Genomic DNA, 22894 nt, shown 5'->3' on the forward strand with positions numbered 1-22894 from the left:
ATCTACTAAAACGTACCGGTGATTGGAACGCCTGCTAGCGGCGCCTGACTCTTTCGCTCACTATGGGACGAGCGTCACACTGCCGTGACCCTCACCTCTAGAAATGAAGAGAAGCACCATGACCACAATGCGAGCAGCACGGCTGCACCAGGTAGGCGGCAAGTTTGAAGTGGATGAAGTACCTATTCCGGTTCCAGATGACTACGACGTCATCATTAAGGTTGAGTCGGCGAATCTGGTACAGAATCTGCGCAATGTCATTACTACCTACCCGTCTCTCAAATCGTTCCTTCCGTTGCCCGAGCTGCCCGCTATCTTCGGCATGGACACAGCAGGCACTATCAGCCAGGTTGGGGCACGTGTACGCAACCTGAAGGTGGGCGACCGTGTCTACCTCAACCCCGGCCGGCATTCGGTGGACTCGTGGGCCTCCCGGACAGGTGACCCCCTGAGCGACACTGCATACACTTTCCAGGGATATTTCGGCTTCGGCCCCGAGTCGAAGGAGATCCACAAGGATTACCCCCACGGCGGGATGTGCCAATACGTCAAAGGGCCCGCGTCGGGAATTATCCGGATACCGGATAACGTCCCGCTGGACCATGCGTCCCGGTTCGGATACCTTGGCACCGCATACTCGGGTTTGCGCAAGGGCGACGTCCGGGCCGGCACTAATCTCCTCATCCAGGGTGTTACCGGCACGCTCGGCCTGAGCGCTGTGCTGCTGGCCCTGGCGATGGGGGCGACGCAGATTTTCGGTGTCGCTCGGAACAGGGCCCTGCTGGAACGAATCCGCCAGATCGCTCCGGACCGCATCAGGGTGATGGCGTACGGCGACGGCGACGTTGGCGACTGGGTCCGGCAGAACACCGATGGACTGGGCGCAGACGTCTACCTTGACGCCCTCGGCGACAAAGCTACGGCTGATGTGAGCATGGCGGGGATATGGGCACTGCGCCGGGGCGGAAGGATGGTGAGCATAGGAGCGATGCCGGAGGACCTGCCTATTCCGATGTACAGGCTGATGACGCTGCAGATCAGCCTGCTGACTTCGCTGTGGTTCAGCGTGGCAGAAGGAGAGGAAATGGCGCGGATGGCCGCCGCCGGAACCCTTGACCTGAGCCATTTCGAGGCGTGGCACTATAGCCTCGAGGAAGCGAACCAAGCCATCGACGCTGCCACCGATCGCGCCGGCGGTTTCACCTCCATCATCGTCAAACCCAACAACTGAGCAGGGGATGTTTTCGTGGTCACCCTAAACCCTGCAACCACTGCCCTTTTGGCGGTCCACCTGCAACACGACATCGTGTCGCCAGGAACTGCCTTTGGGCAGATGTTCAACCCTGAAGTCCAGGCCCGTGACGTAATCGCCCATTGCCGGAAGGCCATGCGATCTTTGCGTGATGCCGGCGGCCTGGTTGTGCCGCTTCGGATAGCGTTCATGGACAACTACTCGGACTTGAACCGCGCGCTTCCGCTGCTACAGATGGTCGCTAAGGCGGGTTGCCTCAAGGAGCGAAGCGAAGGCAGTGCGCTCGTCCCTGAGGTGGACGTTCGGGATTCCGATGAAGTGGTCATCCACCAGTTGCCGGGTCCATTCAGCCGTTCAAGGCTGCATGAACTTTTGTCGTCCCGAGGCATAGAGAATGTTGTCGTGTGTGGCGTGGCAACTAATGCTTCCGTGGAAGGGGCTGTCCGTCAGTCTGCGGATTTGGGTTACAGCACCTACGTCCTCTCCGATGCCACCTCGGCTGCGGACAATGCCTCCCATCAGGCGTCCCTCGCGTCGATGGGTTTGTTCGCTCAGGTCATAACCCTTGAAGAGTTCACTGCCGCTCTGCCCGGCGACGTGGCCTGAACGGCACCTCAGCACGAGGTTGTCGACGTAATGGGCGCGGGTCGCCCTGCCCGGCCTTACCCCCGGGTGACCCGCGCCGGTTAATCTATATGACAATTTCGACAGACCTTGGGCCAGGGGACGATGGCGGCAGCTCGCTGCACAGCGGTCCGGTCGTCGGTCCGTCCAGGGTGTGTCGTTCGAGTGGACGCCGCCGTCGCTTAATGCCGGGGTCCTTAGTCAGCTGGCGGGTTCCAGTTGCGCTACTTCGCTTGTACTCAGGGATCCGATAGAGGGAACCAGATCGGCGGTGCTCTGCATCATGTGATGGCGCATTCGGGCCTCCGCGGGTTCTGCAAGCCCGTCATACGTCCTTTCAAACAGGGCGCGCGCTTCCGGTAAGGGCCAGTCGGAAGGCAACAGCGCGAACGGGAGGTCCGGATGGGCTTCTCCAATTTCCCGCCAGTCCCGCAGAGTCTCTATCCGTAGTCTCAATGCCATGGTTGGCGAAACGGCATCGTCTTCAATGGCGTCAACTATGTCTGCCGCACGCTTGATAAATGATTCCAGGCGCGGCCTGAGTTCCTCCAGTCCGAAGGCGCCTGCGGGGTTGCCCTCGGCGCCGAAATCGACGTGGGGGGCGCCGCTGAAAACCGTCATACGGTTGATACCCGCGTTCATCAATGCGTGCCGGGACTCCTCGTCCAGCGCCCACGGTCGGACCCATACCCCGTCGTAGAGCAAACCGAATCCGAACTGCCGAAGCAATTGCCTGACTTGGTGGCGAAGGTGGCGCTGCTCCTCACTCACCGAAAATGTGATGACGGTCCAATGCCCGTCCCAGTCCCGGTACTCCCGGCCAAAATCTACGATCTGTTTAAGGCGGCGTTGCTGACGGCGGCGGGCTGGCTCAGTCAGCGTGTAGTAGGTGGCCCGTCCTCGCCGGGAAGGTTCCAGGAAGCCCTGACGCGCTACGCGGCTCAGGGCGTTCCGGGCCGCCGTTTCGCTGAGGCCAAAGTCGCCCAGCACATCAACGAAGAACGTCGAGGGGATATCGTCCTCCACTCCAAGGAAATAGGTACCAAGGAGCGTCAGCAGGAACTGCTGGGAGCCGTGGACGGGTTTGAGATTGCTCATGGCTAAGTCTTTCGCATAGACGGGACCATTGCCCACCTAGTTACTCGTCAATTTTCTTGACGACGGTTACGCATCATGCGAAGCTTAGTTGTGCGGAAAGCGGAGCAGCTCCGCTGAAGGGGCCTAGAAAGGCCCGGCAACTAGGAGGCATCGGTGGCTCAACAGGAAGCCGTGAACGAGTTCAACCCTCATTACGAGGAGACATTCGACAATTCGCACGTGTACTACGAGGAGATGCGCGCTAAGTGCCCCGTGGCACACAGTGAGTCGTTCGGCGGCTTTTGGGCGCTCTTCAAATACGAAGACATCATCCGCGTTCAAACGGAGCATGAAAGCTTCAGCACCGCGGAAAAAAATGTCGTCCCGCCGGCCACCCGAAACCAGGGCAAACGACCTCCGCTTCACTTTGATCCGCCGGAACATGAGACCTACCGGCGGCCCGTCACTCCGGTTTTCGCCAAGAGCCGCATGGCCGTTCTTGAGCCTGAGCTTCGTCGCTTTGCCGACGAGCTGATCGATCCCCTGATTGCCGCCGGCCACTTCGATTACACACTCGACTTCGCTGAATACTTTGCTGCTCGGGCTTTTGGGTTGATCCTGAAGTTGCCCCTGGACATGATGCTGCGCTCACGTGAGGTCCAAGTGCAGTACTACCGGGCCCAAATGGCCATGGATAAACCAAAGGTCGTCGAATGGAGCGACCGACTCTATGAAGTGGCCAAAGAGATCGTCTTTGCGCGCAAGCAGAACCTGCTCAATCCGGATGAGGATCTGATTTCCGCGCTCCTCCTTGCCGGTGAAAGAGGCGAGGCAATTCCTGATGACATGGTTGTCGCCAGCATCCGCCAGTTCCTCTCAGCGTCTCAGGCTGCCCCAGGCGCAGTTCTGGGAAGTATCGCAACCCATCTGGCACGTGATCCTGAGCTTCAGCAGCGTCTCCGTGAAAACCCGGATCGTATCCCCGATGCTGTGGAGGAGTTTCTGCGCCTTTACTCGCCTTACCGGGTCTTTGCCCGCACAGCCACACACGATGTAGAAATCCGGGACCGTAAGATCCCAGCCGGGGAGCCGATCGCGATGATTTTCCCCTCCGCGAACCGGGACGAGGACGTCTTTGAGGACCCGCACGAGTTCAACATGGACCGTAAGCCCAATAAGCACATCGCATTCGGCAGGGGTCCGCACCGTTGCCCGGCGGCCTCCCTTGCGAGACTGGAGCTGTGTATCGGCGTGGAGGCGCTGCTGCGTAAGACGAAATCATTTGAGTTGGCTGGGGACGTCAAAATGACCGACTGGCTCGAGTTCGGCCCGTCCTCAACGCCACTGAGAGCCGTACAGGCATAACCAGGTTTCACAAAGCCGGCTGGGCAGCACGGGGAAGGTGCCGCCCAGTTCACGGCGGTCTTGGACGAATAAAGTGCGGCCGTAGATTGAAGGCCTTGTTGTACGAAGTCCGGGCCCTCCAGCGCCCGGCGTACTTAGCGGCTTTGACTCAAGGTAGGGTGGCAGCCGGAGTCCAGAGGGGTTCACCCTGGAACTGCGACGACAATCTTCCCGGTAGTTTCACCATTGATCATTGCCCGGAACCCCTCGTGGATGCGGGAGAGCGGGAGCACCCGGTCAATACGGGGCCGGGTCCCGGATGTCTCCAGTAGTCCCAGCATGGCCTCGGTCTCCTGCTTTGTTGCACCAGTGGAACCGAGGATCCTTAGTTGCTGGTAGAAAATCCGGCCAAGCTCGGCCTCAGGATTCACTCCACTGGTCGCTCCTGCGACGACAACCGCGCCGCCAGGACGCAGGCACCGCAGCGAATGCGCCCAAGTCGCCTCACCGACAGTCTCGATTACGGCATCCACGCGTTCAGGCAGGCGGGCACCTGGTTCAAAAACCTCATGGGCGCCTAGCTCCAACGCGAACCGGCGCTTGGACTCGGTTCGGCTGGTTGCGTAAACAATCGCCCCCGCAGCGGCTGCGAGTCCAATGGCCGCGGAGGCCACGCCGCCGCCCGCTCCTTGTACAAGCACACGGTCGCCGGCTGAAATACGTGCTTGGGTAAACAGCATGCGGTATGCCGTGGACCAGGCGACCGGGAGGCAAGCTGCCTCTTCGAAGCTCAAAGAGGACGGCTTGTCGATGAGGCAACGGTCGGGGACTACCAGATATTCTGCGAATGCTCCGTCAATCGTTTCCGAGAGCAGAGCCCGGTTCGGATCGAGCGTTTCGTCCCCGCCTCCGGCTACGGCGTCGCCAATGATCGGATACACCAATACTTCGCGTCCGTCATCAGTGACCCCTGCGGCGTCTCCGCCCAGAATGATTGGCAGGTTATCCGGGTTGTGTCCTACGCCCCGGAGTGTCCAGATGTCGTGCATGTTCAGGGACGAAGCCCTGACCCGGATTCGGGTCCAGCCGGGGCCGGCGGAGGGGATCGGAACTTCCATCAACTTCAGGCAGGAGAGCGGATCGGCCGCGTTCTGGGCAGTTGCTACGGCAGCTAACATTGCGGTCCTTCGATGGGGTGCTGTGGTTCCTTGTTTTGGACGTCCTTGAAGAGGTCTCGTTCTTTCAGGGCCAGCCAGGCTCCTCACCGCTCGTTGGCCGGGTTTTGGATCAATGGCTGTCGGCTCCGGTTTAGACCCGGTGAGCGGTCATTTCGGCGATTCTGTTTACGTGGTCCAGCATTATGAGACCGGCCCGTTCAGAATCCCGGCTCTCGAATGCGTCAACTATGTCCCAGTGTTCAGTATGTTGCTTCGGTGCCAGTGCACGGACCCCGTCCTGACCCTGCAGGGAACTCAGCAGAAAATCGCTCAGGTCCCACAACCGCTGCCCTTGGATCGTCAGAAGCCTGGAGTTGGCCATGGCGTGTACCATGGCGTGAAACTCCCGGTTGCTGCGCCGGAACTCGGGGAGCTGATCGGTTGGATTAGCGTGAAGTTGACGGCTTTCTGAGGCGTGCAGAAAGGCCCGGAGCTGGCTGATTTGTTCATCAGTTGCGTTCACGGCCGCCGCTTCGGCAGCGGCGCGTTCATAGCCGGCCAGGACCCGGTAGAACAGCGCAAACTCCTTGGGGGAGTAGGCGGCCACAATGGAACCGATTTGGGGTTTGATATCCAGCAGCCCATCCGCTGACAACGCCCTGAACGCCTCCCGGACGGGTTGCTTGCTGACACCAAATTCCTGGGCCAAAGTCTCGATCGGTAGCCGTTGTCCCGGTTGATAGACGCCGTGAAGCAGCCTGTCCTTAATGACGGCGTAGATCCTGCCGGACAAGGTGCCTGCGGTCGAGGCGAACTCGCTTGCGTCTGTCATCGTGTTACCGCCGCTGGTTTCTCGTTGAAATGAACGACCGTCAGTCTATATGGCACCTCGGCCCCGCAAGGTACTGATTTCCTCCGCGCTAAATCCCAGCAGCTCAGTAAGAACGACATCGGTGTGGGCGCCAAGTTTGGGCGGTGCCTGGTCAAAGCCTACGGTGGCTCCCGAGAACACGATTGGCACGCCGGGGCCGTAGACCGGATCCGCGTTCGGGTAGAGGGGATGCGTTAGGGGCGCAGTTTCGCCGCGCCGCACCGTTACGGGGTCTGATACTGCGGTCTTTGGCGTCCGTACCTCACCCGCCGGGACGCCTGCTGCCTGAAGCGCAGCGATGGCATCGGCAGTGGACATGGACGAGGTCCATTCTTCGATCAAAGCGTCAAGTTCGCGGGAGTTCCGGACCCGGTCGTCGCGGCTGGCGAAGCGGGGATCATTGATGAGCTCGATTTGTCCCATTGCGGAGAAAAGGCCACGGGAGAAAGCATCAAGGGGAGCGCAGATGACCACAAAGCCGTCCATGGTCCGGTAGTTCCCGAAGGGTGCCAACCGGGGCATGCTGCTGCCTGTGCGGGTCGGGATGTTCAGCGCCTCCATGGTCGCCCAAGGTTCCACGGCAACCAGGGAGGTGAGGGCTCCGAGCATTGACACATCAACATGCTGACCGATGCCCGTGCGCTTGGCCTGGTGCAGGGCCGACAGTATGCCGATAACTCCGAACAGTGGTGCTGCGAGATCCGCGATCGGGAATCCGATTCGAACGGGCGGATCGTCGGGTTCTCCGGTTGAGAGCATGGCTCCGCTCAGCCCCTGGATGATGGAGTCCATTGCTTTGCCGCCGCCGGGGGTGGTTTCCGAGCCAAAGCCGCTGATCGAGCAATAGACGATTCGGGGATTGATCTTCCGGATGACGTCGTAGCCAAGCCCCAGTTTTTCCATGGTTCCGAAACTGAAGTTTTGCACCAGAACGTCTGCTTTAGCGGCCAGCTGCCGGAAAATGGCCTGCCCTTCCGGGGATTTGAGGTTGAGCGTGACGGCTTCCTTGTTGCGGAGCCGACTCAGCGCGGCCAGGGACACGTCATCTGGGTGCTGTCGTCCCAAGTTCACCCCATCGCGTCCGTAGTAGGGGGAATTCTCGCGCGCCGCGTCACCACCCTGGGGATTTTCCACCTTGATCACGCGGGCGCCGAGGCCTGCGAGAAGCAGGGTCGCGTACGGACCGGACAAGGCGAGGGTTACATCGAGTACTACGACGTCCTCCAGAGGCTTGGGCGGTGCGCTGGACTTGGGGGTCCCGGGGGCCGGAGCGACCTTCGTTTGTTCCATGTTGTTCCTCTTAGATCATGAGCGGTCCGGGGTATGCTCCCAGCCGGATAAGTAGGGCGGGCGGGCCCGGGGTCGGGACGGTCAGTTACTTCCGGGGCAGGATCCGCTGTTCAATGAATTCGCCCATTGCTGCGTTTTGTCCTTCGGCGTCCCATAGCCGCTCATCGACTGTGTTGGCGTGAAGAACATGGACGGGGATACCTGCTGCTTCGAGCGCCAGGCGGGAGAAATTGGCCGCTGTAGCCTGTGCGCGGTCGCCGTCCGAAATAAGGAGTACTGCCCCGTCAATCCTGAAATCCTTTGCCTTTTTGACGACGTAGTCATTCATCCAGCCGGGAAGATGGAGCTGTTCGTTCACCGTGAGGTGCCGGGCAGCCAAAGCCCTCAGCGGATCGTCTTTGAAGTAGCGGCGGTATCCGTCGGCGACGAAGTCGGTGTACATGGACCATACGAAGACAGCGCCGTACTTCTCCTCAAAGGCACGGTAGAAGTCCGTGTCGAACCACAGGCCATTGTTCAGCCACATAAGTCGGACGTTTTCGTCCGGGCAGATGGCGACACCTTCCTCGATCCGCTGCTTCACCTCGTCGCGGTAGGTGCGCAGGTGGTCCACGGACCACTGTGACCCGCGGTGCCATGTGGGTGTCATGACGTTCGGGAGTTGGTCCTTCAGCGAGACGGGAAGCTTATTTGCGCCGGCAATCAGATCTGCGGTTTCCCGGATCACCTCACCAAGCTCGTTCGACAGGTGCATCTGCCGGGTGAGCTCGTCGTAGTCGAAGACTTTGCCGGTAAGGGTTTCCAGGACCCGGATCAGTCCTTCGAGCTGCTCAACCTGGTGGTCCAGCCGTTCAGTGCCGAAGAATTCTTCCCAGTTGTATTGGTTCTCATCCCACCAGTTGTCTCCGAGTTTCACCACTGAGCTGCAGTCGATGGGGTAGTGGGGCACGTCGTATGCCTGCGCCCACTGCTCGAAGATTCTCTGGCTGAAGTCGCCCCGGAAGCGGCTCAGTAGAAGCAGGGGCTTGGGAAGTCCCCCGTAGGGCGCGACGTCCGCGTCATTGTCCAGGGTGCTGAAGAGAGGCAGGCTTACGTAGCGTGCCAGTCGTTCGTGGTAGCCCAGGCGGTCTGCAAGCCCGAAGTAGCGGGGTGAGAGTTTCTTGGCGGCGATAATTGCGGAGTACCAGACAGTCGAGACGACCGGGATGTCCATGACGTGCGCGATTTCGTGGGGAGCTGCGCCGTCGGCGATGATGTATGGCTCGCCGTTCTGCATTGCACGGGTGCGGAAGTCACCGAACCATGCTTTCTGCTTATTTGCTGCCAACTTGCTGGATTGGAGGCGCTCTGTGGCTCGGGCCTGCGGGGCCTTGGTGGTTGAAGGGTTGTTCACTGCATCTCCTGGGTGAAGGCCGGCGCGGTTGCAGATTCGATCTGCCGCAGGAATTTGGTGACTTCGTTGCGCTGTGCCTGATGATCGGGTGAGAAGTACGGCTGGTATTTCAGGTAGAGGGAAGGTATTCCAGCCTCATCGAGCAGCCGCTTTTGGCCGGGGTAATCCCATCCGAAGGTGTCGTCGTTCTCCTCGAGGTAGAAGATCACTGCATCCACCGCGGCTTCTTTGGCGATTTGTATGAACCTGGCATCCTGGTCTGATTGCGGATAGGAGCGTGGGCTGGCGCTGAACTGCTGGTACTTTCGGGTGAGTGCTTCCAGGTCGCTGTCCTGGTGCGTTTCGACGGGATACTCAAATGATCTTTCACCTGAGAAGTGGTCATCGGCCACGACGACGGCTCCGAGGCCCTCAAGGAGTTCGTAGAATTCGGTGGAGTCGTGCTGGGTTCCCTTGACCATTAGTCGTGGCCCTGGGATGCCGGGCGCTGCCTGCGAATTTTCAAGGACTGTGTCCAGCAGGGCGTTGTACTTGAACCGGTCAAGGAAGCCTGATGTCCGGATGAGACGAAGCATGTCGGTTCCGGAAATTCTGGGGGGGAACTCGCGGCGTAGGGAGTTGATCCGCTCAAGACGTACCCTTGAGGCGTTGACTGCTTCTATCCCGCGTCGTACGTCGTCTGGCCCGAGGGGAGCAGCAGCGATTTCGGTCAGCTTGTTCTTGAGGGAGTCGATTTGCTTGCGGTCGTATCGTCCGGAGATCCAGAACGGCGTTTGCAGCAGATCGAAGAGATGGATTTCCGGAAGGCGGAGTTCCGGCTGCCATTTTTTTGCTTCCAGAAGATAGTAGTAGAGCTGCAGGTAGCCCTCGGAGCTTCTGGGGATGATGAGCAGGTCAAGGAAGTCAAAGTCTCCAGCAAGGGCGCGGGAGAATATTGATCGTATGTGTCCGTCGTGGAACGGCTCCATGTAGATGTCCCCGGCCTCGGTGCCCTTGTTTGGGTCGCCTTTGATTTCGACGGGGAAGAGACCGGCCGCGACGATGAGTTCGACGGGGACGTTGTTGGATAGGTAGCCGACAACTTTTCCGTTGTTGGATTTGTGTTCCCGGGCAGCGCGCTCCGGGTTTTCATAGTGATCGGCAACGTCTTCAAGTGCCCGCGACGTGGTGTCGGTATGCGACATGGTGCTCCTTTGAGTAAATTCTGTGATTTCTGCTGCGGCCTCTCAGGCCACCAGGACCCGGTCCCCGTCCCAGGTGAAGGTAGTGGGGAAGCCCGACTCGCGGGTGATGGTCTTGACGTATTCGGCGACCGCTTGCCCCTCAGGGGTGCGGCCAACCAGACGCGGGCTGGCGTCCGGTCCGATGACGCAGGGGAGAAACCCGGGTGTGATATTGCCGTTGTTTCCTATGGTTACTGCGGCGATAAAGGCATGTTTCGCTTCCGGGTGGAAGGGGTATTTTTCGTAGCCCGGACTTGGTTCGAAATTGAACAGTTTTCTGCGGCGTTTGGCCCAGGCGAGTGCGTCGGGGTCGTTGTTGTTGGAGACGTTCAGGGCCGGCGTTGTAGTCACGAAGTTCCCCAGGCCGTGAAATATCGGTTTCCCTTTGTATAACTCGATGCCTTGAAGGACGTGGGCGTGGTGTCCGATAACGATGTCCGCCCCGGCGTCGACGGCGGCGTGTGCAACTTGCTTTTCGTAGTCAGCGATTGTTGCAGGTGTGTGGACAAGACCTTTGTGGAGCGCGACTACGACAACGTCAACCAGCTCACGGAGCTGGCGGATATCCTGCTCCATGGCTTCCAGGGAGGCAGGTTCTGCAAACGTAAAAGCCTCCGGAGGGCTTCCGGGACTGGCGTAGTCCAGCTCGTAATGCGACAGGATGCGGACGAACGCGCACCCTGCCTTACCTGCCGAAGCCCAGGTTTCCCTGGTCCCCACGCAGTTGTAGCTCAGCACTCCGACCTTCCGTCCCCCCCTCGCAATGATGGCCGGACGGCGGGCGTGGTCGATGTTGAGCCCGGCCCCGGTCGTCAGAATTCCCTGAGATTCCAGCGCCTCCACGGTGTCTTCAATTCCCGTTTGCCCTCGGTCATAAATATGATTTCCCGCCAGCGTGCAGATATCGAAACCAGCTGCTCCTACGGCATCAAGATTTGCAGGGTCGATGAGGGGCGCAGGTGAGGCGAAGACGGCCTGCGCCCCGGTCAGGGTATGCGGGACTTCCACATGCCCCACGGCCACATCGGCCATGGAAAGGGTCTCGCGGGTGTTGTCGAAATGCCGCTGGATGTCGGGCCCGTCAAGGACGAGGTCCCCGACAAGCATTACGTCGATGGATGTTCTGGTCATTGCGTCTCTCCGTCGAGCCGAACCTGTTTCTCAAAAGCTACTGCAATGCTAACATTACAGTGTGATGAGAGCAACACTTTTCCAGCGAACGATAAGGACTTCAAAGATGAACATGTCCGCCAGCGCCCGAACTGATCAGAGCTTTGTACGCAAATGGGAACGTTTTTGTCTCGGCAGGGATGACATCGCCGTCACCCTAGGTATTACGCCCGTTTCAGGTGACAGCGAATCTGTTGTCCTGCGCCTGGCCCTGCGGCCGGCCATTTCCCAGCCTGCCGGGATGTTTTCCGCCGCTTCCTTGTTCGGTCTTGCCGACATCGCAGGGACCTTCCTGGCCATGGAGCAGATGCTGCCGGAGCAATTTCCTCTTGCCGTCCAGTCCAACGTTCATCTGCTGGGTAACGTCCGGAGCGGCACCGCGGAAGCCAAAGCGCGGCTGGTCAAGGCGGGGAAGACCCTTATTCTGACTGATACGACGGTGACGTCCTTGGATGAGGGCCGGCTTCTGGCTTCCGTGCAGACGACGTACCTCAACCCGTCCTGATGGAGTCCGTGACCTTACTGACGTTGGTGTCGCTCCTGGACAATTTCGGAACGCATTCTGCCTCCGACTCTCTGTCCCGCTGGGGACAGGAGTCCGACCCAGGCGATGAGCAGGCTCAGGAGAAGAATTGCGACCAGGACAATGAAGGTACCTGAGATTGCCAGCCGGTGAGTGTCAAGGACGGGAGTGCCCGGTTCACTGAGTTGGAGTAGGAAAAAGTAGGCGGCAATACCCAGACTGGCACCCACCGCTGTGCCCAGTCGTTGTCCGGTCTGGACAACAGATCCAGCCACACCAGCGAAGGCGGCGTCGGTGTCACGCATGGCGACGGCCAGGCTCGGGGCAGCGACTGCACCTCCTCCTGCTCCTGCCAGCGCAAGCGAACCGGTGATGAAGATCCAGCGAAGATCATGAGGCGCCAACACTGCTGATATTGCCACCAGCGCGTAGCCGAGCATCATGACGGCGACGCCGGCGACGATGAGCGCTGGTCCGGATTTATCGATGCGCCGGCCGATGGCGGCGGATGTCACAGCCGACGTGAGAGCGAAGGGAACTGTGGCAATACCGGCGGACACGGGATCGACCCCGGTCTCCTGCAGGAACATCATGACAACGATAAATCCTGCCGCCATGGCCACATTGAATAGCGATGCGACGAGAATTCCGCGACGGAAAGTGGGCAGTTGAAGCATCTTCATGGGCACCAGGGGCTGCCTGCCGGAGGCCGAGTATGACTTTTCCCATCTGATGAAGCTGTATGCGGCGAGGAAGCCGACTGCCACGCAGATCCATCGTAAGGGGCTATCCTCTGGGGCTCCGGTCGTCAGTATGACGGGCAACATGAAAGCGACGATGGTGGCCCCGAGTAAGAGAAGACCCAGCGGGTCCATGGTCGCTTTCCTGGGCCTCGGTGTACCCCTGGGTACGAGCAGCAGTGTGACTATCAGGCCTAGCGCTCCGATCGGAACATTTGCCCAGAACAACAGGCGCCAGTTGTCGGTGTTTCCGCCTCCAACAGAGAGAATTGCCCCACCCAGGGCGGGGCCAACACCTGTGGCCACGCCCACCAGGGCCCCGAAGGCCCCGTAGGCGCGGCCACGTTCGGGGCCCGTGAAGTGGCCCTGGATCAGTCCTATGATCTGGGGTGACTGGAGGCCCGCTCCCACCCCTTGGGCAAGCCGGGACAGGACCAGGACTTCAAGCGTGGGTGACACGGCGCATGCCAAACTCGACAGCGTGTAGAGCGCCATTCCGAGAAGGAGCAGGCCGCGGCGTGAGCGGACGTCCCCCAGTCGTCCTGCCGGGATGAGCGTCAATCCGAATGCGAGGATGTAGCCGGACACGATCAGCTGCAGTTGTGTTGGGGTGGCTCCTGTTGATTCTCTGATGTCGGGTATCGCTACGTTGAACTTGCTCATGTCGGCGAGGGACAAAACGGTAAACGCGACTGCGACTACAAAGCCTGCGAGGCTTAGCCGTTGCTTTCTGCTTGTATCTGGTGTTGTCATGGCTGCCCCGCGCTTCGGCGCCACGCCCGCTCGGCTCGCGCTCTGACGAATCGTGTTCTCTATGTCGGCTGATTGCTGCTGGCTGTGCCAATGTGACGGGCCAGGAAGGCCTTGAGCCGGTCGGACTGGGGGTTTTGGAAGAAGGCATCGGGCTTTCCTTCTTCAACTATCTTGCCGCCGGCCATGAAGATGCAGCGGTCAGCGACATCGCGGGCAAAGTCCATTTCATGGGTCACAACGATCATTGTCGTTCCCCTCTCAGCCAGCCTGCGCATGACGCCAAGGACGTCCCCAACCAGTTCAGGGTCCAGGGAACTGGTCGGCTCGTCGAAGAGGAGGACGCGGGGACGCGTTGCAATCGCTCGCGCGATGGCTACTCGTTGCTGCTGGCCGCCCGAGAGCTGCTTGGGATAGGAGTTGGCCTTGTCGCCCAGCCCCATCTCGTGCAGCAGGTAAAGAGCACGTTCCCTTGCTGCATCCTTTGGCTGGTGGTGAACGGTGACGGCGGCTTCGGTGATGTTCCGCAGTACTGTCCAGTGCGGAAACAGGTTGAACTGCTGGAAGACCATTCCGAGCTTTGCCCGCTGGGCGGAGATGTTCCGCTCAGAACGCTCTCGCAGTTGGCCGTGGTGTTCCTCGTAGCCGAGCATCTCGTCGTCGAGGTAAACGGCTCCACCGTCGATGGTTTCAAGCATGTGGATGCATCGAGCGAGCGTCGATTTTCCCGATCCCGACGGGCCGAGGATCGCCAGCACTTCTCCTTCGTGCAGGTCCAGGCTTACTCCTTCCAGGACTGGAGTACCACCGAATGACTTCTTGAGGTTCCGTACCTGCAACACCGTTTTGCCTGTCGATGTGGTCACTGTTCAAGGGCTTTCGCTAGTTGGAGCTTCTGGGCGGTGCGGGTGGGGGAGGTCAGGGCGTAGCCTTGACCGAATTTCTCCTCGACCCTCCTTTGAACCACAGTCAGGATCGAGACCACGGCCAAGTACCAGACGACGGAAACAATAATCAGCGGAACTATTTTGTAGTTCAGGTTGTAGATCAGCTGGGTGGAAAGGAGCAGGTCGGTCATTCCAATGACGCTTACAAGGGAGGTTCCCTTCAGGAGCCCGATAACCTGGCTCCCTGTCGGGGGAATGATGACACGCATGGCCTGCGGAAGGGTGACCTTGCGGAACGCCTGCGCGGACGTGAAGCCCATGGCCTTCGCGGCGTCGAGTTGACCGCGGTCAACGGAAATGATTCCGGCCCGGATAATTTCGGACATGTATGCCGCCTCATGCAGGGTCAGCCCGATCACGGCGGCCATCAAGGGCGTCATGACCGTGTTCGTGGGAAGTGAAAAGAATGGCGCGGCGAAAGGCACGCCAAGCTCGATCCGGGGGACGAGGTAAGCCAGGTTGAACCAGAATATGAGCTGCACCAGCGGTGGCACGCCGCGGAATACGCCGACAAAGACTTTGCAGAACCAACGGGCGGTCCGGGACCCGCTCAGTTGGCCTGCCGCTATGAACGTTCCCAACACAGAGCCCAGGACCATCCCCACGAACGTGAGCAGGAGCGTGACGCCTACACCCATCAGAACGGTCGGGTAGAACAGGTACTCGGCTACCACGTTCCACTCGAATTTTTCGTTCGTCACCATAAAAACGAGTAACTGCACTGCGATCAGCAGCACGATGACAGTGGTCGCGAGCCGGGCTGGACGGAAACGCTTTTTTGCAGCGGCCACATCATCCAGAGAGGACGGTGGCGGGACGTGTTCGGTTTTAGTAGTCATCACCGTTTAGCCCTTTTCAACCGCTTGCGGTTCTCGCTTTGTTTCGGGGTTTATGGAGGGGGCATCGACTTTAACCCGGTCAAGCTTCCATTTGTCGACGACCGAATCGTAGGATCCGTTGGCGAAGATCCGCTCGAAGGCCTTGAGCATTACACCACCCAGGCCAGAGTTGATCGGAGTGATCAGTGACTGATACTTGGTTGAGGAGCCCTGCTCGGCTCCCTGGATCACATAGTCATACTTGTCCGGCGTTGCGGTCATGGCGTCGACGGCGGACGTTTCGGGCATGGCAGCCACGTCCGCTTGACCGGAAGCCAGGGCCAGGATGGTGGCAGAGGTATCCTTCAAGGGCATGGTTTCGGCCTTCGGCCGTCCTGTACTTTCACACCATTGGTTGAGCTTTGCGACTTCACCTTCGATGATGTTCCCTACACCATGAGCGACATTCTTCCCGCATACGTCCTGAATGCCACCGATTTTCTTGCCATCGGCAGTGGGGAAAAGATAACTGACGTCATTCTTTAGCCAGGCCACCATGTCGTATTTGGCTTCGCGGTCGGGAGTCGCGGCGATGGGTCCGTTGTAGGCGTCGTAGCGCGCTGTATCCAGGCCAGTGAGAATAGCGGGAAGTGCTGCGGCCGGCTGAAAACTGATCTTGACTCCGAGTTCCTTACCCAAGGCATCCCACAGATCCGGGTCAATTCCCGTCACTTTGCCGTCGGCGGCGACGTTCCTGTAGGGCGGGTGAGCGTCTGCAGCAACAATAAGTTCCCCGGCGTCCCTGATCTTTTGGGGCAACTCGTTGTAGAGCGTATCGGAGCCGGCCGACGGAGCCTGGGTGCTGCTCGGAGCGGCGCCTGACGCGCAGGAAGTGAGCAGCAGCGCAGAGGCGGCTACTGCGGCGGCAGAGAGATTCGTTCGAAATTTCACAGTACACGTCCTTGTGCGGGTCGAATTTGCGACAGGCTAGAATACTAACATTACAGTGATCTGCGTTACAAGATGGCGATTAGGTGGAGGTGTGGAAGTGGATCAGCAGTGGAAGATCTGGGCCGGGAAAGTGGGAACTCTTCGTGTTCCTTTAAGCCTGCTGTCCAGTGGCGGCGGGAATGATTTGACCGAGGCTCCGATTGTCATGTGGGTATTGCAGTCAGAGCATGGCGTGGTCATCTTCGATACTGGCACGCCGCCTCCCGGAAGCCCCCTGGCCCTTCGCCACCGGCTGCAGGAGGAGGCTGTTGGAGAGTCACCACGGTCCGTTTTGAGCGGACTCGGAGTAGACCCCTCGGATGTCCGGTTTGTTGTTATCTCCCACCTTCACTGGGACCACTGTTCGAACCTTTCCCTCTTCCCCAATGCCCGAGTCATCGTGCAGGAAAGGGAACTTGTTGCTGCGTTCCGGCCTCCAGAGGGTCAGGAGCGGGCTTATGACTCCCCGGCAATTGGCCTCATGCCGCCTTGGGGGGAAGTAATTGATCAGGTCCAACTGGTCAGAGGAGATCTTGAGCTGCTTCCGGGCCTTAGGGTCATCCACCTTCCCGGCCATACGCCGGGAAGCCAAGGCCTGGTCGTCGCTACCCCTGGCCACAGTTACATCCTGGCCGGCGACCTCGTTCCCGTGGCATCGAATATGGAGTGCGACCCACCCCTCCTGCCGGGGGTGGTGTCCTCCGTTTCCGATGCCATGTCCAGTCTTCGGCGTCTTTCCGGGATGGAGGCGACGATCCTTGGTTCCCATGACAAAACAATTTTCCCTTCCCCCTTCCAGACAGTGGTGGCCTTGTCCTGAGCACCGAGCCCCAAAGGGCATCTGCTTATGTCGACGGCACTGGTGCCGGAGTACTCAAAAGACCCCGCACGGGCTGGTCATTGAACGTCCACGATCGGATTCTCTGAACAGTGCCTTCAACAGCGTCGCGACCGATGATGTGATCGGCGCAGGCGTGCACTTTCTGCCCAAGCTCATCCCAGGAAAAGGGGGAGGAGGGCCCACCGGGGGCGATTGCTGTCGACGTCATCTCTGTCCCGTCGGAGCATCTGATAACCAGTCGTGCCGACGGTGCTTTTGAAAAGGACGCTTCTTCTTCCTCGCCGACGAGGATGTTCACCTTTTCGGCAAGGCTTGTTACGTCGGGAATGTTGAAGTGTGCGGCTTCAAGGTCGGCGTAGTGTTTTGGGTCGTTGCCCCCCAGCACAAGACGCATCGCGAGGCTGAGGTGCAGGCTGAACTGGGCGCCGGTAACGTCCTTGACGTGGGCACCGACATGGCCGCAGTGTTCTGCTGTTGTACGGTCGGTATAAACCGTAATGGAGGCGATGTCAGCTGCCTGAAGCCCCTGTCGGCGCAGGATCTCCAGGGCAGCAATGGGGGCGTGATTTCCGGTACACGTGCTCCAGGACTTAATTCCCAGCCCGTCCAGGTTCCACCGTTGCCCAAGTTCCCGCGTGATGTGCTCAAGCTGCACGCGCCGCCCTCCAAAGGCCTGGGCGAATCCCTTCGGTCCCTCGATTGCCCCGGAAGGAGCGGTAAGTCCCAGTCTGGCCAGATCAGCGGCCCGTACGCCGTTGGATGCGGCAAAACCGGCGTGGACGCGTTTTATTTCACCCCCGGAGCGGGTGAATTCCGTTGTCCCGCCTGCTTGCGCCGCCGCAATGCCCAAGGCATGGTGGGTGCTGTTCTGGTCCAGGCGAAGCAGGTTGGCAGCGGCCGCCGCAGCTCCAATGGCACCGAATGCACTGGTCACGTGGAACCCGCGGTCCTGCGTCATTTCGGGCGACATCGATAGCCCGAGCCGGATAATGGCTTCTGTACCGGCTGCAATGGCGGTGAGTGTCGCATGGCTGCCCGCATTTATCTCATCCGCCAGCCCCAGCACGGTCGGAATAATGACACAGCCGGCATGGACGGCCGCGGGCACGTGGTAGTCGTCGAGTTCAAAACCGTGCATCGCGGTGGCGTTTACGAAGGCTGCCTGAGCAGGGCGTAATTTCGGCTCCGTGCCGACGACGGAACTGCACCCGGCCTTTCCCTCCTGCAGGGCGTACTGACGGGCAGCATTCGTCCAGGGACGTCGGCTGCCGGCATGCATTGCCCCGAAACCATCCAATACCTGACGCGCAGCATGCTCGCGGACTGAGGGCGGCACCTGGTCCCATCTCAGTGTTGAGGCGAACCGGGCAAGTTGCGCGGTAGCCCCTGCGGGCCGGCTTCCCATCAGAGCTCGTCCCGGTTCAACGAAACCGGTCGCACTTCAGCGCCCTCAACTTTGTAATCCGTGTCCAGGCCCGCTTCCCGGGTAATCGTCCTCATGTAGTCAACCACCTGATCGAAGCGCGGGTCCTCGCCATTAAGGAGCTCTGTTTGGGAGTTGTCGTTGATCCAGCCAGGCAGGAACCCGACGCCTGACAACTTTCCGTCTTCAATGGTCAGTTTTGCCACGATGGTCTTTCGTGAGTCCGGGGGAAAGTTGAACGTGGAGTTGAAGTTGGGGACCCATCCCGGATTAAGCGCGAGGATCTCCTGAAAGGCAACTGTTGCTACCTGCTCGGGCGTGACGCGTGTGTCCATCGCGAAGTTTGCGAGGCTGTAAAAGATTGGGACTCCCTTGTACATCTCGATTCCCTTGAGTATGTGGGCATGGTGGCCAAGGATGGCGTCAGCCCCGGCGTCGATGGCCGCATGGGCAACATCACGCTGGTAGTCGGCGATGACGGCTGGAATGAAATGGATCCCCCAGTGGACTGACACGACGACGAAGCGTCCAAGCGCTTTCTCTCGCCGGACGTCTTCGACCAGGGCTGAAAGGTCCTCACGGTGGGCAAAGGTGTGCACCCGGGCCGGTGTTCCCGGCTGGTCGTGCTCGACCTGCTCGTAGACAGTGAAGGCGCGCATCGGGGCGCAGCCCGGCCGGTTTTCTGTCGCCCAAAAGCTGTGCGGCAAGACCGAACTGTAGGAGAGGAACGAGATTTCCGTCCCTCCGCGCTCAATTACTGCCGGCCTGCGGGCTTCAGTGATGTTGGCGCCAACACCAACAACTTTCGCCCCGGCTGAGGACAGGTTAGCCATTGTGTCGAGCATGGCCTCCGCTCCGAAGTCCATGCAGTGGTTGCCGGCGAAAGAAACGATGTCCAGCCCTGCATCAACGAGTGCCTGGGCGTCCTGCGGCTTTGCCCGCACTGTATGCCGCACCTGAGGAAGCCGGGAGCCGCGATCTGACAGGATGAACTCCAGCTGCCCGAACGTTACGTCCGCTGACCGCAACAGGTCTTGGTTTAGGGCAAAGAGCTCACCGGCATTTTCCCTGTCCGGTCCTATGTCCCCGACGGCGAGAACGGTTACAGGCTGTTGCGTGGTGGAAGGCGAGGTTTCCATTGGGATCATTCCTTTGTGAGAAGGGGGTCAGGCATTCCGGTGAGAGGGCCAAGGCCCTTGGGCGGCAAATGCAATGCGAGCAGCTCAGCGCTCGTCAGCGAACGGACTTCACCGGCCAGATCCGTCGAGTAATCGGCCAGCAGGCTGCGAAACCGGTGGTCCGCAAGCTCGGCCAGGCCGTCGTATACCTCTGTGAAAGCTTTGCGGGCCTCGTGCAAAGGCCAGTCATGGGGAAGGAGTTCGTCGGGGAGCAGCGGGTCGTGATCTGGAAAGTAGCGCCAGTCCTGCATGACCCGGGCACGTTGTAGCAGTGCATCAGCAGCGCCCACCCGTCCGGCGTCAATATCGGACCTCAACGACCAGAGCGAAGCTGTAAAGTGTTCATAGTTCTCCCTCAGAGGTTCCAGAGTGAAGGCGCTGATAGGTTTGCCTCCGCTGAAGTCCCCATCCGCCTCCGCTCCCGCAAGAACCGTGACCTTCTGAAGATTAAGGCTGCTGAGAGTGGCACTGACCTCGTCCTTGAATGCTCCGGGACGCACCCAGACGCCGTCATAGAGCATCGCAAACCGCAGGGCAGCCAGACGGGAGCGCACCAGATGACGCTGCGCCCTTTCCTTTTCCGGCACCGAAAAGAGAGCCACCGTCCACCTGCCGTCCCACTCCAACCGGTATTTCCCGAAATTAACTATTTCGTTGAGGCGAACAGCATGGTGATCATGTGCTTCTGGGCTCAGACGGTAGTACGTGTTCCGGCCAGGTTTATAAAATTCCAGCAGCCCCCGTGCAGCCAGCCGACTGAGGCCATTTCGGGCTCCCACCGGCGTCACGTCAAATTCCTGCAGCAAACGGACGAGGAACGCAGAAGGGATGGGGCGGTCCTGCCCCAAGAAGTAGGTCCCGATGAGGGTGATGAGCAGATCCTGGGAGCCAACTGCTGCAGCCACTGCATCTCTCCTCTACTGCACGGTTCCCGCGTTCATGTCCCGCGAGAAGCAAAAGTCCAGCCGGTCAATCTTCCGGTGCCAACCCAGCAACCATCGCATAGTTGATTACGAGCGTCAATGAAGTTGACACCCTAACGGCTAACCACCGCGCCGAGGGTTGGCGCTACACGACGCGCAGAGGAACTCGCCTGGACCCCGCAATACTCCGCTAAAGGCTTGACGAGCGTTACAAAGATTGCGATTATAGGACTGCGCCCCTTCCGTAATGCGCATCACACTTATCCAGGAGCACTAATGAAAAAACGGTCAACGTTGCCCGCTTTCCTCGGAGCAATCGCCGCATCTGCACTCGTTCTGACTGGATGTGCAGGCGATCCGGCCGGTGAAGGGAGTACCGATCCGGAGCAGCTGCGCGTGGGGCTCTTTTCCCCTGACGTCACTTTCAGCGCCTTCTACGCCTCTATCGGCACCGACGGTGCGCTGACAAAGGTTCTTAAGGACCGGGACATCGAATTGAAGATCGAGACCATACCCTCAGGCTCGAACTTGGTTGCCGCCCTGGCCAGCGGATCTGTTGATGCTGCCATCGTGCCGGGAACCTCTGTTCTTGGTGTCGCCTCCCAGGGCGGTCAGATCGTTCCGTTGATGAACATGTTCGACGGCCCTTCCCAGCAGGTCATTGGTAACACTGCTTCCAAGCTCGGCGGTCCGGGCGATATTAAGGTCTTTGACAAGAAGCGCTGGGCCTTCACCAGGGTCGGTTCAATCTCCGAAATTAGCGCCAAGCTCACAGCCGAAAGCGCCGGATTGAACTGGGAGGACCAGGAGCGGCTTCCTCTCGGCAGCGGCTCAGAAACCCAGGCAGTCCTCGAATCCGGCCGGGCAGACGTCCTTTCAACATCGCCCAACAACTCCGCTACTGCAGTTGCATCCGGCGCCGCCTACCTCGTTGCCAATCCGCAGGCTGAGGAGTCCCTGAGCATCGCAAAACAGCTGAATGCTGTCTTCGCCTCTTCTCCCAAGTTTGTCAATGAACACCCGGAACTGACGCAGGATATCGTCACCGCATTGGTTGAGGAACTATCCGGCCTGGCAACAGCAAAGTCATCTTCCGAATCCCTGGCTCCCATGACGGACGAGTTCAAGAGTGCAGTGGAAAAATCCTGGGACCTTCAGTGGGAGTACTCGAAGACCGGGTTCACCAGGGCAACCGGAGGCTTCACGGATAAGGAAGTCGAACACACGGTTACCGGCGCCAAGCTCGTAGCCGTGGTCAAGGAAGACTTCAGCCTTCCAGCCGATCTCTTCAATAACTCCTACGTCGTGAAGGCCTACGAGAAGTTGTCCCTCAAACTGCCGTCCGACCTCTCCTAACCGAGCCGAATGAAAGCAATGCAATGGCATGGAATCAGACAGTGAACGTTCCTACGGCCGCTGCGACGGAAGTCGCAGCAGCGATAGAAATTAAGGGTCTTACTCAGACTTATGTCTCAAAGGCCGGCACCCACACGGCGATCAGGGATGTGAACCTTTCAATAGCAGACGGAGAGTTTGTCTCGATCGTTGGGCCGTCGGGGTGCGGAAAGTCGACCATTCTGTACTTGGTCGCGGGGCTCCGGGCGCCCTCCGAGGGTCACATCTCCGTGCTTGGAACCGACGTGGACGTCCGCAAGGGCCCTCACCCAGATGTGGGCTTCGTCTTTCAGCGTGATGCCCTTCTGCCCTGGAAGAGCGCGCTGCAGAACGTAGCGCTCGGGCTGCGATACCGGGGCATGCAGAAACGCGAGGCGAATCAACAGGCCCAGGAATGGCTGGCCCGTGTAGGTCTTCATGGCTTTGACGACTCATATCCGCATCAGCTCTCCGGCGGCATGCGCAAAAGGGTGTCCATCGCCGCTAGCCTGGCGCTGAAGCCACGGGTGCTTCTGATGGATGAACCGTTCAGCGCGCTCGATGCACAAACACGGAACCTTATGGAGAACGACCTGCTGACGCTGTGGGAGGAAAGCCGGCAGACCGTTGTCTTCGTGACACATGACCTTGAAGAGGCCGTGGGGCTTTCAGATCGGGTGGTAACCATGACCCGCGGTCCCGGATCAATCCTTACCGACCGCAAAGTGCAGATATCCCGGCCACGAAATCTGCTGGAGCTGCGCTTCGACGATGAGTTTACCCACATGCACGAAGAACTGTGGAGCGATCTGCGCGACCAGGTGATGGCGCCGGGGCAAACCCTGGGGCGGGCGGCCGGGTCATGACAGACGTTGCACTCACAAATAAGCTCTCGACTCCAAAAAGCTCAAGTAAGCGTCTCCACCCGACCCTTCAGGTTGTTCTGGCCCAGGTACTCATATGGGGTGCGCTAATTCTCGTTTGGC

At 59.6% G+C, this 22894-nt stretch carries 21 protein-coding genes; 7 read left to right on the forward strand and 14 right to left on the reverse strand.

Annotation, left to right across the window (positions count from 1 at the left end):
* Window positions 1–118 precede the first annotated feature (118 nt).
* The gene (locus tag M1D32_RS20415; RefSeq protein WP_458782420.1) at window positions 119–1231 is read left to right on the forward strand and encodes an alcohol dehydrogenase catalytic domain-containing protein; all 1113 of its coding nucleotides are present in this window, start codon (window positions 119–121) and stop codon (window positions 1229–1231) included.
* A gap of 48 nt (window positions 1232–1279) precedes the next feature.
* On the forward strand, window positions 1280–1858 hold the full coding sequence (locus M1D32_RS20420) for a cysteine hydrolase family protein (protein WP_458782421.1): 579 nt from the start codon (window positions 1280–1282) through the stop codon (window positions 1856–1858).
* A 219-nt stretch (window positions 1859–2077) separates the two neighbouring features.
* Here the strand turns inward: M1D32_RS20420 and M1D32_RS20425 are convergent, their stop codons facing one another.
* Window positions 2078–2974, reverse strand: a complete 897-nt coding sequence (locus M1D32_RS20425) for a PaaX family transcriptional regulator (RefSeq protein WP_458782422.1) — start codon at window positions 2972–2974, stop codon at window positions 2078–2080.
* A gap of 153 nt (window positions 2975–3127) precedes the next feature.
* Here M1D32_RS20425 and M1D32_RS20430 point away from each other — a divergent pair, with 153 nt between their 5' ends.
* On the forward strand, window positions 3128–4318 hold the full coding sequence (locus M1D32_RS20430; protein WP_458782423.1) for a cytochrome P450: 1191 nt from the start codon (window positions 3128–3130) through the stop codon (window positions 4316–4318).
* A 182-nt stretch (window positions 4319–4500) separates the two neighbouring features.
* Here the strand turns inward: M1D32_RS20430 and M1D32_RS20435 are convergent, their stop codons facing one another.
* The 6 genes from M1D32_RS20435 to M1D32_RS20460 all read right to left on the reverse strand — a co-directional run bounded on the left by M1D32_RS20435 (window position 4501) and on the right by M1D32_RS20460 (window position 11362).
* A complete protein-coding gene (locus M1D32_RS20435) occupies window positions 4501–5475 on the reverse strand; it encodes a zinc-binding dehydrogenase (RefSeq protein WP_458782424.1) in 975 nt (324 codons plus the stop codon).
* Window positions 5476–5605: 130 nt separating this feature from the next.
* Window positions 5606–6247, reverse strand: coding sequence for a GntR family transcriptional regulator (locus M1D32_RS20440; protein ID WP_458782425.1), 642 nt, complete (start codon window positions 6245–6247; stop codon window positions 5606–5608).
* 84 nt (window positions 6248–6331) lie between these two features.
* Complete coding sequence (locus tag M1D32_RS20445; RefSeq protein ID WP_458782426.1) at window positions 6332–7615, reverse strand: CaiB/BaiF CoA transferase family protein; 1284 nt, start codon at window positions 7613–7615, stop codon at window positions 6332–6334.
* 85 nt (window positions 7616–7700) lie between these two features.
* Window positions 7701–9008, reverse strand: a complete 1308-nt coding sequence (locus M1D32_RS20450) for a 2-hydroxyacyl-CoA dehydratase (RefSeq protein WP_458782274.1) — start codon at window positions 9006–9008, stop codon at window positions 7701–7703.
* Window positions 9005–10192, reverse strand: a complete 1188-nt coding sequence (locus M1D32_RS20455; RefSeq protein ID WP_458782275.1) for a 2-hydroxyacyl-CoA dehydratase subunit D — start codon at window positions 10190–10192, stop codon at window positions 9005–9007. The genes M1D32_RS20450 and M1D32_RS20455 overlap by 4 nt, the downstream gene beginning before the upstream one ends.
* Window positions 10193–10234: 42 nt before the next feature.
* Window positions 10235–11362, reverse strand: coding sequence for a CapA family protein (locus M1D32_RS20460; protein ID WP_458782276.1), 1128 nt, complete (start codon window positions 11360–11362; stop codon window positions 10235–10237).
* A 106-nt stretch (window positions 11363–11468) separates the two neighbouring features.
* Here M1D32_RS20460 and M1D32_RS20465 point away from each other — a divergent pair, with 106 nt between their 5' ends.
* On the forward strand, window positions 11469–11906 hold the full coding sequence (locus M1D32_RS20465) for a PaaI family thioesterase (protein WP_458782277.1): 438 nt from the start codon (window positions 11469–11471) through the stop codon (window positions 11904–11906).
* Window positions 11907–11920: 14 nt separating this feature from the next.
* Here M1D32_RS20465 and M1D32_RS20470 read toward each other — a convergent pair whose 3' ends face one another.
* Genes M1D32_RS20470 through M1D32_RS20485 form a run of 4 tightly spaced genes read right to left on the reverse strand, consistent with a single transcriptional unit; the run spans window position 11921 to window position 16130 of the window.
* The gene (locus M1D32_RS20470; RefSeq protein ID WP_458782278.1) at window positions 11921–13417 is read right to left on the reverse strand and encodes an MFS transporter; all 1497 of its coding nucleotides are present in this window, start codon (window positions 13415–13417) and stop codon (window positions 11921–11923) included.
* A gap of 59 nt (window positions 13418–13476) precedes the next feature.
* Entirely contained in the window at window positions 13477–14280 is an 804-nt protein-coding gene (locus M1D32_RS20475; RefSeq protein ID WP_458782279.1) for an amino acid ABC transporter ATP-binding protein, read from the reverse strand.
* Window positions 14277–15200 carry an amino acid ABC transporter permease gene (locus M1D32_RS20480; protein WP_458782280.1) on the reverse strand — a complete coding sequence of 308 codons (924 nt, stop codon included), beginning with the start codon at window positions 15198–15200 and terminating at the stop codon, window positions 14277–14279. The genes M1D32_RS20475 and M1D32_RS20480 overlap by 4 nt, the downstream gene beginning before the upstream one ends.
* Before the next feature lie 6 nt (window positions 15201–15206).
* Window positions 15207–16130, reverse strand: coding sequence for a transporter substrate-binding domain-containing protein (locus M1D32_RS20485; RefSeq protein ID WP_458782281.1), 924 nt, complete (start codon window positions 16128–16130; stop codon window positions 15207–15209).
* Window positions 16131–16335: 205 nt separating this feature from the next.
* On the opposite strand from M1D32_RS20485, the gene M1D32_RS20490 reads away from it, so the two are divergent.
* Complete coding sequence (locus M1D32_RS20490; protein ID WP_458782282.1) at window positions 16336–16989, forward strand: N-acyl homoserine lactonase family protein; 654 nt, start codon at window positions 16336–16338, stop codon at window positions 16987–16989.
* A gap of 25 nt (window positions 16990–17014) precedes the next feature.
* Here M1D32_RS20490 and M1D32_RS20495 read toward each other — a convergent pair whose 3' ends face one another.
* From M1D32_RS20495 to M1D32_RS20505, 3 genes are read right to left on the reverse strand one after another with little or no spacing between them, the layout of a single operon-like run.
* The gene (locus tag M1D32_RS20495) at window positions 17015–18415 is read right to left on the reverse strand and encodes an MmgE/PrpD family protein (protein ID WP_458782283.1); all 1401 of its coding nucleotides are present in this window, start codon (window positions 18413–18415) and stop codon (window positions 17015–17017) included.
* Window positions 18415–19572: a CapA family protein gene (locus M1D32_RS20500; protein WP_458782284.1), complete on the reverse strand. Its 1158-nt coding sequence runs from the start codon at window positions 19570–19572 to the stop codon at window positions 18415–18417. The genes M1D32_RS20495 and M1D32_RS20500 overlap by 1 nt, the downstream gene beginning before the upstream one ends.
* A gap of 5 nt (window positions 19573–19577) precedes the next feature.
* Entirely contained in the window at window positions 19578–20516 is a 939-nt protein-coding gene (locus tag M1D32_RS20505) for a PaaX family transcriptional regulator (RefSeq protein ID WP_458782285.1), read from the reverse strand.
* 294 nt (window positions 20517–20810) lie between these two features.
* Between M1D32_RS20505 and M1D32_RS20510 the strand changes: the two genes are divergently transcribed.
* Together M1D32_RS20510 and M1D32_RS20515 are read left to right on the forward strand one after the other, a co-directional pair.
* Complete coding sequence (locus M1D32_RS20510; protein WP_458782286.1) at window positions 20811–21890, forward strand: ABC transporter substrate-binding protein; 1080 nt, start codon at window positions 20811–20813, stop codon at window positions 21888–21890.
* A gap of 23 nt (window positions 21891–21913) precedes the next feature.
* The gene (locus M1D32_RS20515) at window positions 21914–22774 is read left to right on the forward strand and encodes an ABC transporter ATP-binding protein (protein ID WP_458782287.1); all 861 of its coding nucleotides are present in this window, start codon (window positions 21914–21916) and stop codon (window positions 22772–22774) included.
* Window positions 22775–22894: the final 120 nt, after the last annotated feature.

This window comes from Arthrobacter sp. D3-16, assembly GCF_054408515.1.

What these genes read in the sequence shown, in the direction of transcription:
- M1D32_RS20415 (WP_458782420.1), top strand. Translation starts at nt 119, where the DNA reads ATGACCACAATGCGAGCAGCACGGCTGCACCAGGTAGGCGGCAAGTTT.
- M1D32_RS20425 (WP_458782422.1), bottom strand. Translation starts at nt 2,974, where the DNA reads ATGAGCAATCTCAAACCCGTCCACGGCTCCCAGCAGTTCCTGCTGACG.
- M1D32_RS20435 (WP_458782424.1), bottom strand. Translation starts at nt 5,475, where the DNA reads ATGTTAGCTGCCGTAGCAACTGCCCAGAACGCGGCCGATCCGCTCTCC.
- M1D32_RS20445 (WP_458782426.1), bottom strand. Translation starts at nt 7,615, where the DNA reads ATGGAACAAACGAAGGTCGCTCCGGCCCCCGGGACCCCCAAGTCCAGC.
- M1D32_RS20455 (WP_458782275.1), bottom strand. Translation starts at nt 10,192, where the DNA reads ATGTCGCATACCGACACCACGTCGCGGGCACTTGAAGACGTTGCCGAT.
- M1D32_RS20460 (WP_458782276.1), bottom strand. Translation starts at nt 11,362, where the DNA reads ATGACCAGAACATCCATCGACGTAATGCTTGTCGGGGACCTCGTCCTT.
- M1D32_RS20465 (WP_458782277.1), top strand. Translation starts at nt 11,469, where the DNA reads ATGAACATGTCCGCCAGCGCCCGAACTGATCAGAGCTTTGTACGCAAA.
- M1D32_RS20470 (WP_458782278.1), bottom strand. Translation starts at nt 13,417, where the DNA reads ATGACAACACCAGATACAAGCAGAAAGCAACGGCTAAGCCTCGCAGGC.
- M1D32_RS20480 (WP_458782280.1), bottom strand. Translation starts at nt 15,200, where the DNA reads ATGACTACTAAAACCGAACACGTCCCGCCACCGTCCTCTCTGGATGAT.
- M1D32_RS20490 (WP_458782282.1), top strand. Translation starts at nt 16,336, where the DNA reads ATGTGGGTATTGCAGTCAGAGCATGGCGTGGTCATCTTCGATACTGGC.
- M1D32_RS20495 (WP_458782283.1), bottom strand. Translation starts at nt 18,415, where the DNA reads ATGGGAAGCCGGCCCGCAGGGGCTACCGCGCAACTTGCCCGGTTCGCC.
- M1D32_RS20500 (WP_458782284.1), bottom strand. Translation starts at nt 19,572, where the DNA reads ATGGAAACCTCGCCTTCCACCACGCAACAGCCTGTAACCGTTCTCGCC.
- M1D32_RS20510 (WP_458782286.1), top strand. Translation starts at nt 20,811, where the DNA reads ATGAAAAAACGGTCAACGTTGCCCGCTTTCCTCGGAGCAATCGCCGCA.
- M1D32_RS20515 (WP_458782287.1), top strand. Translation starts at nt 21,914, where the DNA reads ATGGCATGGAATCAGACAGTGAACGTTCCTACGGCCGCTGCGACGGAA.